The organism is Pseudomonas putida (assembly GCA_029953615.1).
Classification (GTDB): domain Bacteria; phylum Pseudomonadota; class Gammaproteobacteria; order Pseudomonadales; family Pseudomonadaceae; genus Aquipseudomonas.
In genome coordinates this window covers 4,061,529-4,078,313 of record CP124529.1, presented here as the reverse complement: position 1 = coordinate 4,078,313, position 16,785 = coordinate 4,061,529, and the positions used below count along the sequence as shown (strand labels likewise).

General features: G+C 66.7%; 11 protein-coding genes and 1 pseudogene. 11 read left to right on the top strand and 1 reads right to left on the bottom strand.

Annotation, left to right across the window (positions count from 1 at the left end):
• The first annotated feature begins 94 nt into the window (after positions 1-94).
• Positions 95-1,309 (top strand): benzoate/H(+) symporter BenE family transporter, encoded by a 1,215-nt coding sequence (locus tag QIY50_18760; GenBank protein ID WGV19395.1) that lies wholly within the window; start codon positions 95-97, stop codon positions 1,307-1,309.
• 59 nt (positions 1,310-1,368) lie between these two features.
• Complete coding sequence (locus tag QIY50_18755) at positions 1,369-2,565, top strand: MFS transporter (protein ID WGV19394.1); 1,197 nt, start codon at positions 1,369-1,371, stop codon at positions 2,563-2,565.
• Positions 2,566-2,632: 67 nt separating this feature from the next.
• Here QIY50_18755 and QIY50_18750 read toward each other — a convergent pair whose 3' ends face one another.
• Positions 2,633-3,940 (bottom strand): DUF2235 domain-containing protein, encoded by a 1,308-nt coding sequence (locus QIY50_18750; protein WGV19393.1) that lies wholly within the window; start codon positions 3,938-3,940, stop codon positions 2,633-2,635.
• Positions 3,941-4,172: 232 nt separating this feature from the next.
• Between QIY50_18750 and QIY50_18745 the strand changes: the two genes are divergently transcribed.
• From QIY50_18745 to QIY50_18705, 9 genes and pseudogenes are all read left to right on the top strand, one after another.
• On the top strand, positions 4,173-5,132 hold the full coding sequence (locus tag QIY50_18745; GenBank protein ID WGV19392.1) for a MoxR family ATPase: 960 nt from the start codon (positions 4,173-4,175) through the stop codon (positions 5,130-5,132).
• A 4-nt stretch (positions 5,133-5,136) separates the two neighbouring features.
• Positions 5,137-6,082 (top strand): annotated as a pseudogene (locus tag QIY50_18740) (DUF58 domain-containing protein).
• 13 nt (positions 6,083-6,095) lie between these two features.
• Positions 6,096-6,590 carry a DUF4381 domain-containing protein gene (locus QIY50_18735; GenBank protein WGV19391.1) on the top strand — a complete coding sequence of 165 codons (495 nt, stop codon included), beginning with the start codon at positions 6,096-6,098 and terminating at the stop codon, positions 6,588-6,590.
• Positions 6,583-7,659: a VWA domain-containing protein gene (locus QIY50_18730; GenBank protein ID WGV19390.1), complete on the top strand. Its 1,077-nt coding sequence runs from the start codon at positions 6,583-6,585 to the stop codon at positions 7,657-7,659. Before QIY50_18735 ends, QIY50_18730 begins: the two co-directional genes overlap by 8 nt.
• A complete protein-coding gene (locus QIY50_18725; GenBank protein WGV19389.1) occupies positions 7,656-9,374 on the top strand; it encodes a VWA domain-containing protein in 1,719 nt (572 codons plus the stop codon). Before QIY50_18730 ends, QIY50_18725 begins: the two co-directional genes overlap by 4 nt.
• Positions 9,371-11,005, top strand: coding sequence for a BatD family protein (locus QIY50_18720; protein WGV19388.1), 1,635 nt, complete (start codon positions 9,371-9,373; stop codon positions 11,003-11,005). Before QIY50_18725 ends, QIY50_18720 begins: the two co-directional genes overlap by 4 nt.
• A gap of 279 nt (positions 11,006-11,284) precedes the next feature.
• On the top strand, positions 11,285-12,523 hold the full coding sequence (locus tag QIY50_18715; GenBank protein WGV19387.1) for an exonuclease SbcCD subunit D C-terminal domain-containing protein: 1,239 nt from the start codon (positions 11,285-11,287) through the stop codon (positions 12,521-12,523).
• Positions 12,520-16,164 (top strand): AAA family ATPase, encoded by a 3,645-nt coding sequence (locus QIY50_18710; GenBank protein ID WGV19386.1) that lies wholly within the window; start codon positions 12,520-12,522, stop codon positions 16,162-16,164. The genes QIY50_18715 and QIY50_18710 overlap by 4 nt, the downstream gene beginning before the upstream one ends.
• The gene (locus QIY50_18705) at positions 16,161-16,754 is read left to right on the top strand and encodes a glutathione S-transferase (protein ID WGV19385.1); all 594 of its coding nucleotides are present in this window, start codon (positions 16,161-16,163) and stop codon (positions 16,752-16,754) included. Before QIY50_18710 ends, QIY50_18705 begins: the two co-directional genes overlap by 4 nt.
• Positions 16,755-16,785: the final 31 nt, after the last annotated feature.

Here is a 16,785-nt window from a genome sequence, read left to right as displayed (position 1 = left end):
GGCCAGATATGAAAAAGTGGCTGGGCTAATCCTCCATTCTAGCGCTATAAAAACCGGGCTTTCCAACCCTTGTGCCAGATCACCGGAGCCCCCCATGGACGCGCCTGCACATACCGCTTCAACCCCGCTACGGCTGACCGACATCCTTCACCCCGTGGTGGCGGGAATCGTTTCGGTCATTGTCAATTACGGCGGCACCTTCATCCTGGTGTTCCAGGCCGCCAGGCTGGCCGGGCTGAGCCCGGAACTGACCTCGTCATGGGTCTGGGCCGTGTCGATCGGCGTCGGCCTCAGTGGCCTGGCCCTGTCCTGGTACAGCCGCGAACCGGTGATCACCGCCTGGTCCACGCCGGCCGCGGCGTTCCTGGTCACGGCGTTGGCCAGCGTGCCCTACAGCGAGGCCATTGGTGCCTACCTGCTGTCGGCCGCCGGTTTCGTGATACTGGGGCTGACCGGTTGTTTCGAGCGTCTGGTGCGGGTCATTCCCGGCGGGATTGCCGCCGGATTGCTGGCAGGTATCCTGTTGCAGTTCGGTATCGGTGCATTCGGTGGCCTGTCGGTCGACCCCGCGCTGGCCGGGTTGCTGATTGCGGCCTATGTGGCGTTCAAACGTTTTACCGCCCGCTATGCCGTGCCAGGCATTCTGCTGCTGGGCCTGGGCTACCTGCTACTCCAGGGCCAGGTGGACCTGGCGACACTCAAGCTGGAATTCGCCTCGCCGGTGTTCACCGTGCCCACCTTCTCCGTAAACGCCGCCCTGAGTGTGGCCCTGCCATTGTTCCTGATCACCCTCACCGGCCAGTACATGCCCGGCATGCTGGTGCTGCGCAACGACGGTTTCAAGACCAGCGCCAACCCGATCGTGGCGGTCACCGGCCTGGGGTCTTTGCTGATGGCACCGTTCGGCTCCCACGCCTTCAACATCGCGGCCATCACCGCCGCCATCTGCACCGGCAAGGAAGCCCACGAAGACCCGGACAAACGCTGGGTCGCGGGTATCGCTGCCGGTGTCTGCTACATCCTCGTGGGGGTGTTCGGAGTCACCCTGGCCAGTGTGTTCATGGCCCTGCCGGCTACCTTCATCACCACGTTGGCCGGCCTTGCCCTGCTGGGCACCATCGGCACCAGCCTGGCCAGCGCAATGGTCGATGCCCGTTCGCGCGAAGCAGCACTGATCACTTTCCTGGCGGCGGCGGCCAACATCAGCCTGTTTGGCATAGGCGGGGCGTTCTGGGGGCTGGTCATAGGCTTGCTGGCCTATGCCGTACTGAACGGCCGATTCCCCGGTTTCAGCCACTCTCCCCGGTAAGCGGGGTTTCCCTTGCCCTGCCGTGCGCCAGGTGCGCACGCCCTGCAACAGGTATCGACATGCCCAAAGCTGGCCCCAAGCTTCTCACCCAGATTGCTGCCGTGCACTTCGTCAGCCATGTGCACATCATGCTGATCCCGGCGCTGCTACCCGTACTCCCCGGCTTGCTGGGGGTAGGGTTCGTCGAACTCGGCGTGGCCCTGGCCGTGTTCAACATCGTCTCCGCCCTGGTGCAGGCGCCGCTGGGCTATGCCGTCGACCACTACGGTGCGCGCAAGGTGCTCAAGGCAGGCTTGCTGCTAGGCAGCTTCAGCTTCCTGTTGGTTGCTGTCAGCCCCGGCTACACGCTGCTGTTGGTGGCGATGGCCCTGGCCGGCCTGGCCAATGGCGTGTACCACCCGGCCGACTATGCGCTGCTGGCCAACGGCATCGAACAAGGCCGCCTGGGGCGGTCGTTCTCGATCCATACTTTTGCCGGCTTCCTCGGCTCGGCGGTAACGCCAGCGGTGTTTCTCGGCATCGCCGCCGTATGCGGCACGCAGGCAGCCCTGGCTGCAGGCGCGGCAGTGGGGCTGGCCGCCTTGCTGTTGATATCGGTGCCAGGCAGTGGCGTCTATCAGGTCGCCAGGCCTGCAATCACAGCCAGCGCTGGCCCCGCAACAGCTCGTGTACGACTGTTCACCCCCATGCTCGGGGTACTGACGGTGCTGTTCATGTTGCTCAACCTGAGCACCAGTGCCATCGAGAAATTCTCCGTAGCCGCGCTCGTCCAGGGCCAAGGCCTGACCCTGGCCTGGGCCAACACGGCGCTCACGGCGTTTCTGCTCAGCAGTGCCGTGGGTGTGCTATGCGGCGGAGCACTGGCTGACCGGACCCGACGTCATGGCCTGGTGGCGGCATTGGCCTTTGCCCTGGCCGCGGCACTGACGGCGCTGGTGGCCCTGGGGCTACTTCGTGGCTGGGGGTTGGTGGTGGTTCTCGGTGCCATTGGCTTGCTGACCGGGATCATCGCCCCGTCGAGGGACATGCTGGTGAAGGCGGCGGCACCGAGCGGCGCCGAGGGCAAAGCGTTCGGGCTGGTCTCGACCGGCTTCAGCATCGGCGGTGCCCTCGGGCCAGTGGCGTTTGGCTGGATGCTCGACCAACGCCTGCCTCATGGCATCTTCATGGCATCGATCGTGTTCATGCTGCTGACGGTGCTGCTGACCTTGGCACAGGAAGCGTATTCGGCCAGGAAACGCCGATGCCCTGCATGAACCCTGGGCCCGGCGCAAATCCCTGTGGGAGCGGGCGCGCCCGCTCCCACAGGGAGAATTCGAGCAATCAAGACGCCGGGTTCGCATGCACCACCCGCCCACCTGCACCCGGCCGATTGACGAACAGCACATCCAGCACACTGCTGTGCAACCCTTTCAACGCATTCCAGTTCGCGGATGCATGCACGTACCTGTCCCGCAACAATCGCTGCTCATCCTCGGTCAGCCCGGGCTGTTCACATTCACCCAGGGCAAACGCATGCAACTTGCGGCTGATGCTCAGTAGTTCATCCGGCAGCCGATGCTCGGCCTGCCCGCCCAGTTGCGCAAACGGCACACCAGCACGCACCGCCAGCTCCCGCATGATGCTCAGGTACACCCGGGACAGCTGACCGGCCACTTCCCGTTCGCGGTATACCGCCGCATAGACCTGTTTTTGCGCCTCGCCAGGCAGGCCACCGGCAATCGGTACCTCCCAGGCCAGCACCCGCGGCCTGGGCGCGCCCATTTCACCAAACGACGACGCCAGCAACGCACTGACCGAGGCATGCACACGCGTATGCTCGGCGCGCATACCCACCGGCACCCGCTGAGACTGCGGTTTGCACAGTAGCACCTGCTCCTGCGTGATAGCTGGGTAACCACCACCGATGTTCGAGTGCACGCCCGGCAACACGATGTCATGGCCACTGCCAACCAGCGGGAAATTGTGCCGCTGCTCGTCGCCCGCCACCAGTTGCACCACTTGCCGGGCAATGCCCACGCCCAGTCCCAGGCGCAAGCCACCATGGCGGTCGTCGGCGGGGTCAAAATCGCCCTGCAGCGGCGCAATGATCGCCGCCACCGTGTCGAACAGGCCGATGAAGTTGATGCCAATGCCGCTGTGCACAGCCAAGCGCTCGCCGCCGCCATCGTGCAGGAGGTTGGCCAGATGCCGCACCGCCGCCGCGCCCCTGCTGAAACCGAACAGGTCGAACTCGACCCGCTCGAGCCTTGCCTGTGGGTGCGCCTGGCCCCACTCCCGCAGTTGCCCGGCAATCCCCGCCAAGGCCTCGTCGACCCGCGCCTCGGCCCCCCTGCGCCCACACCCGGTGGCCGAGGCATAGGCATGGTCCGCCTCCCCGGCCAGGGTGCCTACGCCCTCGACATAGCGCTTCAGAAAAGCCATGGTTCCGTCAGCATTGGCCCCCTGCGTCGGGTACAGCGCATGCAACAGGGCGACGTTGCTCAAGGCGTTGGCATAACTGGCCCCCTTGCTCCCCGGCGCATCCACCGGCATCACATTGTTCAGGTTGTTACCGGTGCCATCGAAGAACACGCCAAAACGCAGGGTGACCGGCGAGGTGCGTGCAGTGCTACAGCTGTTCAGGTCCATCCTCATGTCTCCTGCTTGTACAAAAAGCACAAGCAGGCGCCAGCACGCTGCTGCAGACCATCAGCCAATGGCCAGCCATATGCAGGACATTTCCGCAGCTGCATGGCCCCCGGCAAGGATAAATTTCCCTGCCGCCATTGGTCGCCACCCCCCCGGATGGATTAAAGTATCACCCCTTGCCAGGGCAGTTGCCTCCAGCCGCCTGCGGCCCCACACCAGGAAACCGTCACCGATGGAACACCGTGAAGCGCTGATCGCGCTGCGCACCTTTCTTTCTTCCCAGATCCTAGGCCAGGAGAAACTGGTCGAGCGGCTGTTGATCGTGCTCCTGGCCGACGGCCACATGCTGGTCGAAGGGGCGCCGGGCCTGGCCAAGACAAAAGCCATCAAAGAGCTCGCCGAGGGCATCGAGGCGCAGTTCCATCGCATCCAGTTCACCCCCGACCTGCTCCCGGCCGACATCACCGGCACCGAAATCTACCGCCCGGAAACCGGCAGCTTCGTGTTCCAGCAGGGGCCGATCTTCCACAACCTGGTGCTGGCAGACGAAATCAACCGCGCCCCGGCCAAGGTGCAGTCGGCGCTGCTCGAAGCCATGGCCGAACGCCAGGTCAGCGTGGGGCGCAGCACCTACGACCTGTCGCCGCTGTTCCTGGTCATGGCCACGCAGAACCCGATCGAGCAGGAAGGCACCTACCCGCTGCCCGAAGCCCAGCTCGACCGCTTCCTGATGCACGTGAAAATCGGTTTCCCCGACGCGGCGGTAGAGCGGCGCATCCTGTTGCAGGCCCGTGGCGAAGCGCTGGGCGGCGAGACCAAGCCCGAGCGCCGGGTCAGCCAGCAGGCCATCTTTGCTGCCCGCAAGGAAATCCTCGGCCTGTACATGGCCGACGCGGTGGAGGAATACCTGGTGCAACTGGTGATGGCCACCCGCACCCCGGCCAAGTTCGACGCCGAACTGGCCGACTGGATTGCCTATGGTGCCAGCCCGCGTGGTTCCATTTCGCTGGACCGTTGCGCGCGCGCCCACGCCTGGCTGGCGGGGCGCGATTTCGTCAGCCCCGAAGACATCCAGGCGGTGCTGTTCGACGTACTGCGCCACCGCATCATCCTCTCGTTCGAGGCCGAGGCGGCGGGGATCGACCAGGACCGCGTGGTCCAGCGCATCCTCGACGTCGTCGCCGTTGCCTGAGCCCATGCCCACTGCGTCGCTGGCCGAACCCGGCATCCGCATCGGCCTTGCCGAGCTGATCGACATGCGCCACCGAGTGCGCGAAATCCAGCTGTTTTCCCGGCCTGGCCAGCGCAGCCCGCTGGTGGGCCTGCACCACTCCAAGCTGCGCGGCCGCGGCGTGGATTTCGACCAGGTGCGCGTGTACCAGGCCGGCGACGATGTGCGCAACATCGACTGGCGGGTCACTGCGCGTACCCAGGAGCCGCACACCAAGCTGTTCCACGAAGAGCGCGAACGGCCCATCTTCATCCTCGTCGAGCAGAGCCAGCGGCTGTTCTTCGGCTCGGGGCTGATGTTCAAGTCGGTACTGGCGGCCCAGGCTGCGGCGCTGTTCGGCTGGGCCGCACTGGGCCACAACGACCGCATCGGCGGGTTGGTGTTCGGCGACAACGAACACCATGAAATCAAGCCCCGGCGCAGCAAGCAGAGCCTGCTGCAACTGCTCAACCGCCTGGCCAAGGTCAACCAGGCGCTGCACACCGAGGCCAACCCCGGCGCCGACAGCCTCGGCCTGGCCCTGCGCCGCGCCCGCGAAGTGCTGCGCCCTGGCAGCCTGGCCATCGTGATCTGCGATGAACGTTCGCTCAGCGCCCAGGTCGAGCAGCACCTGGCCATGCTCTCGCGCCATTGCGATTATGCTGCTGATGCCAGTGTCCGACCCACTCGACCACGCCCTGCCCGCCGCCGGCCTGCTGCGCTTCGCACAGCGCAGCGCGCAGCTGGAGCTCGACACCCTGGACGCCAACCTGCGCCAGGCCTACCGCCAGCAGGCCGAAGCGCGCATCGAGCGCTGGGAGCTGATGGCGCAAAAGCTGCGCGTGCTGCTGATGCCCCTGAGCACCCAAAGCGAAATGATCGAGCAACTGCGTGAATACCTGAACGCCCAGCGGCCACGGAGCGCGTCATGAAGAGCAGCGGCCAATGAACCCGCTTGATCAACTGCAGCCGCTGATTGCCCCCGCGCCGATCGGCCTGTGGCCACCGGCACCCGGCTGGTGGCTGCTGCTGGCCGTGCTGCCGCTGCTGGCCTGGGGCCTGTGGCGGGTGCGCCGCTGGCGCCCGGGCAAACGCCGCATCGTGCGTGCCGAACAACCCCTGGACCCGGTACGCGTAGAGGCGCTGGCCGAGCTGGCCCGCCTGCCGCGCCCCTACGACGGTGCCCCGGCCGGAGCCTGGCTGCAACAGATCAACGCCCTGCTCAAGCGCCTGTGCCGCAGCCACTACCCAGGCGCCAACAGCCATACCCTCAACGGTCGCCAGTGGCTGGCGTTTCTCGACAACCGCTGCCCGGCCGCCGGCCTGACCCGCTGGATGGTGCTGGTCGAAGGCGCCTACAAACCCGAGTGCAAGCTCGATGACAAGGCCATCGCCGGGCTCAGCCAGGCCGTCGAAACCTGGATCCGCAAGCATGTTTGAACTGGCCTGGCCGTGGGTATTCGCCCTGTTTCCGCTGCCGTGGCTGGCGCGCCTGGTACTGCCGGCCGCCGACAGCGGCGAACCGGTGCTCAAGGTGGGCTTCCTCGACGAGCTGGAGGGCCTGGCCGGCCGCCGCGCAAGGCTCAACCTGCCGACCTGGCGCCAGCAGGCGCCCTTTGTCGTCATCTGGCTGCTGCTGTTGTGCGCCGCCGCCCGCCCGCAATGGCTGGGCGAGCCGGTGCCAGTGGCCGCCAGCGGCCGCGACCTGCTGGTGGCGGTGGATGTGTCCGGGTCGATGGACTTCCCCGACATGCAGTGGCAGAACGAAGAGATCAGCCGCCTTGACCTGGTCAAAGCGTTGCTCGGCGACTTCCTGCAAGACCGCGAGGGCGACCGCGTGGGCCTGATCCTGTTCGGCAGCCAGGCCTACCTGCAGGCCCCGCTCACCTTCGACCGGCGTACCGTGCGTACCTTCCTCGACGAGGCGCAGATCGGCATCGCCGGCAAGAACACCGCCATCGGCGACGCCATTGGCCTGGCGGTCAAGCGCCTGCGCCAACGCCCGGCACAAAGCCGGGTGCTGGTGCTGATCACCGACGGCGCCAACAATGGCGGGCAGATCCACCCGCTGACCGCCGCCCGCCTGGCCGCCCAGGAAGGCGTGCGTATCTACACCATCGGCATCGGCGCCAACCCCGAAGCCAGCGGCACCCCTGGCCTGCTCGGCCTGAACCCGAGCCTGGACCTGGACGAAGCCTCGCTCAAGGAAATTGCCGAGATCACCCATGGCACCTACTTCCGCGCCCATGACGGCGCCGAACTGGACGCCATCGGCGACACCCTCGACCAGCTCGAACCCGTAGCCCAGCAACCGACCCAGGCGCGTACGGCCAAAGCCTTGTATGCCTGGCCCCTGGCCTTGGCCCTGCTGCTGAGCGTGCTGCTGGTGGTGGCCGTGCAATGGCCCGACAACCTGTTGCAGCGCCTGCTGCGCAAGCCGCGCTTCCTGCAACCGCACCCGGAGTGGCGCCAGCGCCTGAAGCGCTTGCGCCTGAGGAGGCGGCGATGATCGAACTGTGGCCCGAATGGTTGCGCCCGCTATGGCTGCTGGCCGTGCCCCTGCTTGGCTGGCTGCTGTACAAACTGTGGCACCGGCGCAAGCGCGCCGGGCGCTGGCAGATGATTCTGCCGCCAGCGTTCCATGGCGTACTGCTAGGCGGTGGCAGCGGCAGCACCAGTAAACTGCCGTGGGTGGCGCTGGGCCTGGCCTGGATGCTGGTGATCCTGGCCCTGCTCGGGCCCAGTTGGCAGCGCGTGGAAGAAAACCGCCAGCGCCCGGCCGACCCGCTGGTGATCCTGCTCGAACTGACCCCGCAGATGCTCGCCGAGGACAGCCCGCCCAACCGCCTGGAACAGGCGCGGCGCAAAATCCTCGACCTGCTGGAGCACCGCCGTGACAGCCAGACCGCGCTGGTGGTCTATGCCGGCTCCGCGCATACACTGGTGCCGCTGTCCGATGACCTGGCCACCACCCGCAACCTGCTCGAGGCGATCGATCCGTCGATCATGCCCAAACCTGGCCAGCGTGCCGACCTGGCCGTGCAAAAGGGCCTGGCCCTGCTGGCCCAGAGCGGCCTGGGCCAGGGCCGCCTGCTGCTGATCGGCTCGTCGCTCAGCGCCCCGGAGCGCCAAGGCATCGCCCAGGCCCTCGGCCGCCAGGGCCCGAGCCTGTTGATGCTGGGCATCGGCAGCCGCGAAGGCGCACCGGTGCGCCAGGCCAACGGCGAATACCTCAAGGACGACCAGGGCGGCATCCTGTTGCCGCGTCTGGACAGCGCCAGCCTCAAGAGCTTTATCAGCGGCACCGGCGGGCGCTACCGGCATGCCCGTATCGACGACCTTGACCTGCGCGGCCTGGGCCTGTTCGACAACCCGCGCGCCGGGCGCAGTGGCGGCCAGACCCTGCAACTGGACAGCTGGGCCGACCAAGGTTACTGGCTGCTGCTGCCGCTGTTGCTACTGGCCGCCTGTGCCGGCCGGCGCGGCTGGCTGTTCTGCCTGCCGCTGCTGCTGGCCCTGCCCCAGCCCAGCCAGGCCTTCGAATTCAACGACCTGTGGCTGCGCCCCGACCAGCAAGGTCAGCGCCTGCTGGAGCAAAACCGCCCGGCCAGTGCCGCGCGCCAGTTCCAGGACCCGCAATGGCGCGGCATGGCCCTGTACCAGGCGGGCGATTATTCTGGTGCCGCCGAAGCCTTTTCCCAAGGCGACACGGCCGCCGCCCACTACAATCGAGGCAATGCCCTGGCCCGCAGCGGTGACCTGGAAGCCGCGCTGGACGCCTACGAACAAGCCCTGGAGCGCCAGCCCGACCTGCAGGCGGCGCTGGACAACCAGGCGCTGGTGCAGCAACTGCTGCAACAGCGCGAGGCCAAGGCCGAGGAACAACCGGCCAGCAGCGATGCCCAAGGCACGCCCGGCAGCGAAACCGAAGGCAACAGCAGCTCGGCCAGCAGCCCGGCCCAAGGCACGGCCGGCGACGACGAACACGCCAACGCCGAACAGCCCGGCGAAGGCAGCAGCAACAGCCAGGCAGCACCCGGCAACCAGGCCGGCGCGGATGACAGCGTCATCCAGCCGCCGCAGCGCCCGGTATCGACCAGCCTCGATGCCGAACAGCGCCAGGCCCTGGAACAATGGCTGCGGGAGATCCCCGACAACCCGGCGGAGCTGCTGCGGCGCAAATTCTGGTATGAACAGCAATTGCATCAGGAAACCCCACGATGAGTCGCTTCGGCGTCTTTCTCCTCAGCCTGCTGTGGGCCGTGCTGGCCCAGGCCGAACCACTGCTGCAGGCCAGCGTTGACCGTACCCGCCTGGAAGCCGGCGAAAGCCTGGAGCTGACCCTGGAAAGCCAGGATGTCACCCAGTTCGGCAAGCCCGACCTGCGCGCGCTGGAGGGTGACTTCGAAGTGCGCGGCACGCGCCAGCTCAACAGCCTGCACAGCCTCGACGGCGAAACCCGCGCCAGCACCCGCTGGATCATTACCCTGCTGCCGCGGCGCAGCGGCAGCCTGCGCATCCCCGAGCTGCAACTGGGCCAGTCGCACAGTCAGGCCATCGAACTGCAAGTGCTGCAGGCCGACGCCAGCCGCCAGGACAGCGCCTCGCAGGTGTTCATCGAAGCCACGCTCGACAGCAACGAGGTCTACGTCCAGGCCCAGGCCGTGCTTACCCTGCGCATCTACCACTCGGTGGCGCTGTATGACGACAGCAACCTCAGCCCGCTGCAACTGGAGAACGCCAAAGTCGAACCGCTGGGTGAATCGCGCACCTATGAAAAGGAAATCAACGGCGTCCGCCATGGCGTGATCGAAACCCGCTATGCCGTGTATCCCCAGCAAAGCGGCACCCTCGACATCCCGCCGCTGGCCTTCACCGCCACCGCCGCCGCCAGCCCGGACGAAGCCCCGCAAGCCAACGGCACGGCCCGGACCGGCCGCCAGGTGCAGGTCAGCTCACTGCCATTGCGCCTGGCCGTACGGCCGATTCCGGCGGCCTGGCCGGCTGGTGTGCCGTGGCTACCTGCCCGCAGCCTGACCCTGGAAGAGCACTGGAACCCCGACCCTGGCAACCAGCAGGTGCAGATTGGCGACTCGCTGACCCGTAACATCACCTTGCGTGCCGAAGGCTTGTCCAGCACCCAGCTGCCACCGCTGCCAGCCACCGAAATCACCGGCCTGCGCCGCTACCCCGACCAGCCGTTGCTGCGCAACGAAATCAGCGACCGCGGCATGATCGCCAACCGCGAAGAGCGCGAAGCCCTGGTGCCGACCCACAGCGGCATGCTGGCCCTGCCGGTGCTGGAAGTGGCCTGGTGGAATACCCGCGAAGACCACCTGGAGCACAGCAGCCTGCCGGCGCGCACGCTGAACGTGCAGGACAACCCGGCGCTGAGCGCCGATACCCCGGTCGGCGACAACAGCAGTGCCAATAGCTTGCTGTGGCCCTGGCAGCTGGCCACTCTGGTGTTCGCCCTCACCACCGTGCTCGGCTTCGCCCTGTGGTGGCGAGCCCGTTCGCAACCGGCGGTGCTACGTGCCGCGCAGGCCGGGCCGAGCCCACGTACCCTGCTGGACGACCTCAAGCGCGCGTGCCAGGCCAACGACCCGCAGGCGACCCGCCAGGCGCTGGACGCCTGGGCCCGTCAGCAGCCGGAGACCCTGGCCGAGATGGCGGCGCGCTTTGTGCCACTGTCGGATGCGCTGGATGGCCTGAACGGGGCGTTGTACAGCGAGAGCGGGCAGTATTGGCAGGGTGAGGATTTGTGGCGGGCGATCGGTACGATTCCGCCGGCTGAGCAGGTACTGCTGCCGCCTGGCGAGAGCGGCAACCTGCCGCCGCTCTATCCCAAGTAATCGGCTGCCTGTGCGGGCCTTTTCGCGGGTTCACCCGCGAACACCGGCGCAGCCGGTGCCAGCCACCCCGGCAGACCGGCGATATCACCTGGCATTGAGATAAAGTCGACCGGCCTCATCGCCGGCAAGCCAGCTCCCACAGGCACTGCACAAAGCTCAAGGACAGTGCAGAACCTGTGCGAGCTGGCTTGCCGGCGATTGGGCCGCACAGCGGCCCCATGCTTGGGTTACCATACCGCCCTTTCCCCGCTTGCTCGACTCGACACCAACAGGTCATCCATGCGTCTGTTTCATACCTCCGACTGGCACCTGGGCCAAAGCCTGCACGGCCAGGAACGCGACTTCGAACACGCCTGCTTCCTCGACTGGCTGCTCGGCCAGCTGCGCCTGCGCCAGCCGGATGCGCTACTGATTGCCGGCGATATCTTCGACACGGTCAACCCGCCGGTCAAAGCCCAGGAACGCCTCTACGACTTCATCGTCCAGGCCCACGAGCAACAGCCCAAACTGGACATCGTGATGATCGCCGGCAACCACGACTCCGGCTCGCGCATCGAACTGCCGGCAGCGCTGATGCGTCGCCTGCGCACCCATGCCCTGGGCCGTGTGCACTGGCTGGACGAGGGCCAGCTGGACGCCGAGCGCCTGCTGATTCCGCTGACCAACGGCCGCGGGAAGGTCGCCGCCTGGTGCCTGGCCCTGCCCTTCCTGCGCCCGGCCGAAGTGACCGGCCCGCAACTGGGCGATGACTACCTGCAAGGCATCACCCAGGTACACCAGCAACTGATCGCCGCAGCGCAAAAGAAGCGCAAGAAGGACCAGGCGCTGATCGCCATCAGCCACGCGCACATGGCCGGTGGCGCAGTGTCGGAGGACTCCGAGCGCAGCCTGATCATTGGCAACGCCGAGGCGCTGCCGGCCAGGCTGTTCGACAAGGCCATCAGCTACGTCGCCCTGGGCCACCTGCACAAGCCGCAGAAGGTCAACCGCGAAGAACGCATCCGCTACAGCGGCTCGCCGATTCCGCTGTCGTTCGCCGAAATCAACTACCCGCACCAGGTACTGGAAGTGGAACTGGACGGCACCGGCCTGGTCAGCGTCGAACCACGCCCGGTTCCGCGCGCCGTCGCGCTGCAACGGGTCGGCCCGGCGCCATTGGGCGAACTGCTGGAACAACTGGCCGACCTGCCAGTGATCGACCTGCTCGAGGACCCCAACCGCCAGCCCTGGCTGGAAGTGCGGGTGATACTGGACGAACCGCAGCCCGACCTGCGCCAGCAGATCGAAACCGCCCTGCAAGGCAAGGCCGTGCGCTTGATCCGCATCAGCGCCGAATACGCCGGCCGCAACAACGCCGAAGACGATGACCTGGCCTTTGTCGAACTGGCTCAGATGACCCCGCAGGACCTGTTCAGCCGCGCCTGGGAGCAGGCCTATGGCAACCCCGCCGACGAGCAGGCGCTGGCCGACTTCGCCCTGCTGTTGCAGGACGTGCAGCAGGAAGAGGAGCAGCCATGAAGATTCTCGCCATCCGTCTGAAGAACCTGGCATCCCTGGCCGGCCCGGTCGATATCGATTTCACCGCCGAACCGCTGGCCAGCGCCGGTCTGTTCGCCATCACCGGACCTACCGGGGCGGGCAAAAGTACCCTGCTCGACGCCCTGTGCCTGGCGTTGTTCGGCACCGTGCCACGGCTGAACGACATTGGCCGCGAAGCCAAGGTGCCAGACGCCGACGGTGAAATCCCCACCTCCGACCCGCGCAACCTGCTGCGCCGCGGCACCGGCAGCGGCTTTGCCGAAGTCGATTTCGTCGGCATCGATGGCCGCCGCTACCGCGCCCGCTGGGAGGCCAACCGCGCCCGTGACAAAGCCAACGGCAAGCTGCAGCACAGCCGCCAGAGCTTCTACGACCTGGACAGCGAGCAGGTACTGGGCAGCGGCAAGAACGAATACAGACAACTGGTCGAAGCCCGCCTGGGCCTTAACTTCGAACAGTTCACCCGCGCGGTGATGCTGGCCCAGAGCGAATTTGGCGCCTTCCTCAAGGCCGACGACAAAGAACGCAGCGAGCTGCTGGAAAAGCTCACCAATACCGCCATCTACACCCGCCTGGGCCAGCGCGCCTTCAGCAAGGCTCGCGAAGCCGGCGAGGCCCACAATGCCCTGAAGGAGCGTGCCAGCCACCTGCTGCCAATGGCCGCCGAAGCCCGTGCCGAGCTCGACCAGCGCCTGGAGCAGGCGCAACAGCAGTTCAAGGCCGACCAGGCCAGTGAGCGCCAGCTGGAACAGCAACGCAACTGGCTGAACGAGCAGCGCCAGCTGCAAGCCCAGCACGCCGAAGCCGGCACCGCGCTGCGGGCTGCCGAACAGGACTGGCAACAACTGGCTGACCAGCGCCTGGACCTCGCGCGCCTGGAGCGCCTGGCCCCGCAGCGCCACCAGTTCCACCGCCAGCAGACACTGGCCGCGCAACTGGCACCGGTGGCAGCGAAGATCGCCGAGCAACAGCAGCAGCAAGCCGAACTGCACGTGCGCACCGGCGAGCTCGAACAGGCGCTGGACGCTGCGCGCCAGGCGCTTGCCGATAGCCAGGCGCAACACAGCGAGAACGCCCCTCGCCTGCGCCAGGCCTTTGCCGCCCAGGACAACCTGGCCCGCCTGGAGCAGGAGCTGGCAACACAGCGCAGCGCCAGCGAGCAGGCCGAGCAGCAGGTCGCCGAAGGCCAGCAGCACCTGCAGCAGCTGGAAGAGCACCAGCAGCGCAGCCTGCAGCAACTGGCGCAAATCGACGTCGCGCTTGCCGACAGCCAGCACCTTGCGGGCCTGGCCAATGCCTGGCAAGCCTACCTGCCGCAACTGAAGCAAGTGATGCTGATTGGTGGCCGCCTGGCCAAGGGCCGTGAGGAACTGCCCGGCCTGCAGGCCCAGGCCAGCCAGGCCAATGCGCACTTGCAGGCCGAGCGCGATGCATTCGAGCTGCTGTTCCGCGAAGCCAAGGCCGAACCCCAGGCCCTGGCAGAACAGATCGACCTGCTCGGTGGCATGCTGCAGGACAACCGCAAGCAGCAGCGCGCTGTAGAAGAACTGGCACGCCTGCATGGCCGAGAGCTGGAACTGCGCCAGCAGCTGGAGGCCGTGCGCGAGCGGCAGCAGCAAGCCATGCAGCAACGCCAGCAACTGATTGCCGAAGGCACCGCCGCCAAGGCCGAGCTGGAAAACGCCGAACAGGCACTCAACCTCACCCGCCAGTTGCTGGAACGCCAGCGCCTGGCACGCAATACCAGCGTCGAAGAGTTGCGTGGCCAATTGCGCGACGGCGAACCTTGCCCGGTGTGCGGCAGCGCCGAGCACCCGTTCCACCAGCCTGAAGCACTGCTGCAAAGCCTGGGTCGCCATGACCAGGCCGAGGAAGACGCCGCGCACAAGCAGGTCGAAACCCTGAACGGCAAGCTGGTGGAACTGCGCACCCAGCTGGGTGTGGTCAACGCCCAACTCAAGGACTACCAACAGCAACAGCAGCAACTCGGCGAGCAGTTGCAACCACTGGTGGCCCAGGTGCAAGCGCACAGCCTGTGGCCTGCCCTCGCCCCGCAGGACGACAGGGCCCGCAGTGCCTGGCTCGACAGCCAGCTGCGGCGCTTGGACGAAGAAATCAGCCAGGACGAGAAACGCCAGCGCGCCCTGCTCGCCTTGCAAAAAGATGCAGCCCGTCTCAACCAGCAACTGCAGGCCGCCGAGCAGGCGCAACAGCAGGCCCAGCGCCATCTGGAGCAACAACATCAGGCCCTGGCCAACGACCAGCAGCAGTTGCAGCAAGGCCTTGACGACTTGGCCAGCGTGTTGCCCCAAGAGGCCCTCAAGGCCTTGAACGACGACCCGGCCAATGCCTTCCTCGCCCTGGACCAGCAGATCGCCCAACGCCTGCAGCAACTGGAGCAGCGCAAGGACGAACAGCAGGAACAGCAAGCCCGCCAGGCCCAGCTGGACAAGCTGCGCGACCAGCAGCAGGCGCGCTTGCAGACCCAACAGCAACTGCAGCAGAAACTGGCCACCCTCGACGAGCAGCGCCAACAGGCCCAGGCTGCGCTCGGCGAACTGCTTGGCGGGCACGCCAGCGCCGAAGCCTGGCAACAGCACATGGACGCCGCGCTGGAGCAGGCCCGCGCCCTCGACGCCGAAACTGCCCAGCGCCTGCAGGACCTGCGTACCCAAGGCGTGCAACTGGCCAGCGAACTCAAGGCCAACACCCAGCAGCAACAAGCGCTGGACGCCGAGTGCCAGCAGCTGAAGGGCCAGATCGCCCAGTGGCGCGGTGAACACCCGGAGCTGGACGACGCCGGCCTGGATCGCCTGCTGGATATGGATGACGCGCAGGTCAATGAACTGCGCCAACGCCTGCAAGGCGCCGAAAAAGCCATCGAACAAGGCCGTGTGCTGTTGCAGGAACGTGAACAACGCCTGCAACAACATGCCGCGCAAATGACCGTGGACACCTCGGCCGATGCCTTGGAACAGGCCCTGACCGAACTGCGCGAGCGCCTGGCCGGCCATGAGCAGCAATGCGCCGAACTGCGTGCACAGCAGGCCGATGACCAGCGTCGCCAACAGGCGCACCAGGCGCTGGCGGCGGAAATCGAACAGGCCCACCAGCAGTGGCAACGCTGGGCTCGCCTGAACGCCCTGATCGGTTCGGCCTCGGGCGATGTGTTCCGCAAGATCGCCCAGGGCTACAACCTTGACCTGCTGTTGCACCACGCCAACACCCAACTGCGCCAGCTGGCCCGCCGTTACCGCCTCAAGCGCGGTGGCAGCGCCCTCGGCCTGCTGGTGCTGGACACCGAGATGGGTGACGAACTGCGTTCGGTACACTCGCTGTCCGGCGGGGAAACCTTCCTGGTGTCGCTTGCCCTGGCCCTGGGCCTGGCCTCGATGGCCTCCAGCACGCTGCGTATCGAATCGCTGTTCATCGACGAAGGCTTCGGCAGCCTCGACCCCGAGTCGCTGCAACTGGCCATGGATGCCCTCGACGGCTTGCAGGCTCAGGGCCGCAAGGTGGCGGTGATTTCCCACGTGCAGGAAATGCACGAACGCATCCCGGTGCAGATCCAGGTGCGCCGCCAAGGCAATGGCCTGAGTGACGTGGAGGTGTGCGGGTGATCCTCTACTCGTTCCGCCGCTGCCCCTGGGCCATGCGCGCTCGCCTGGCCCTGCGCTATGCGGGGTGCGAGGTGGAGATTCGCGAGGTAGCGATGAAAAACAAGCCGGCAGAACTGCTGGCCTTGTCACCCAAGGGCACCGTGCCGGTACTGGATACCGGCGCCGGGGTGCTCGAAGAAAGCCTGGACATCATGCGTTGGGCGCTGGCACAAAACGACCCGCAGGACTGGCGGCTGCAGGCCGACCCTGTGGCGGCGCAGCAGGCGCAAGCTCTGATTGCGCGCAACGACAGCACGTTCAAGGCGCAGGTCAACCTGTACAAGTATGCCGAGCGCTACCCCGAGCATACCCGCGAACATTACCGCCAGCAGGCCGAGACCTGGCTGGCGGAGCTTGAAGCCCTGCTGGCGGGCCGGCCCTACCTGCTGGCCGACCACCCAAGCATTGCCGATGCCGCGTTGCTGCCCCTGATGCGCCAGTTTGCCGGGGTCGAACCGCAGTGGTTCGCCGAGGCGGCTTATCCGCGGGTGCGGAGCTGGCTGGAGGGCTGGTTGGCTTCGGACCTGTTCAAGGCAGTGATGACCAAGTAAACAACTATAAGCACTACACGGCCCCCTGTGG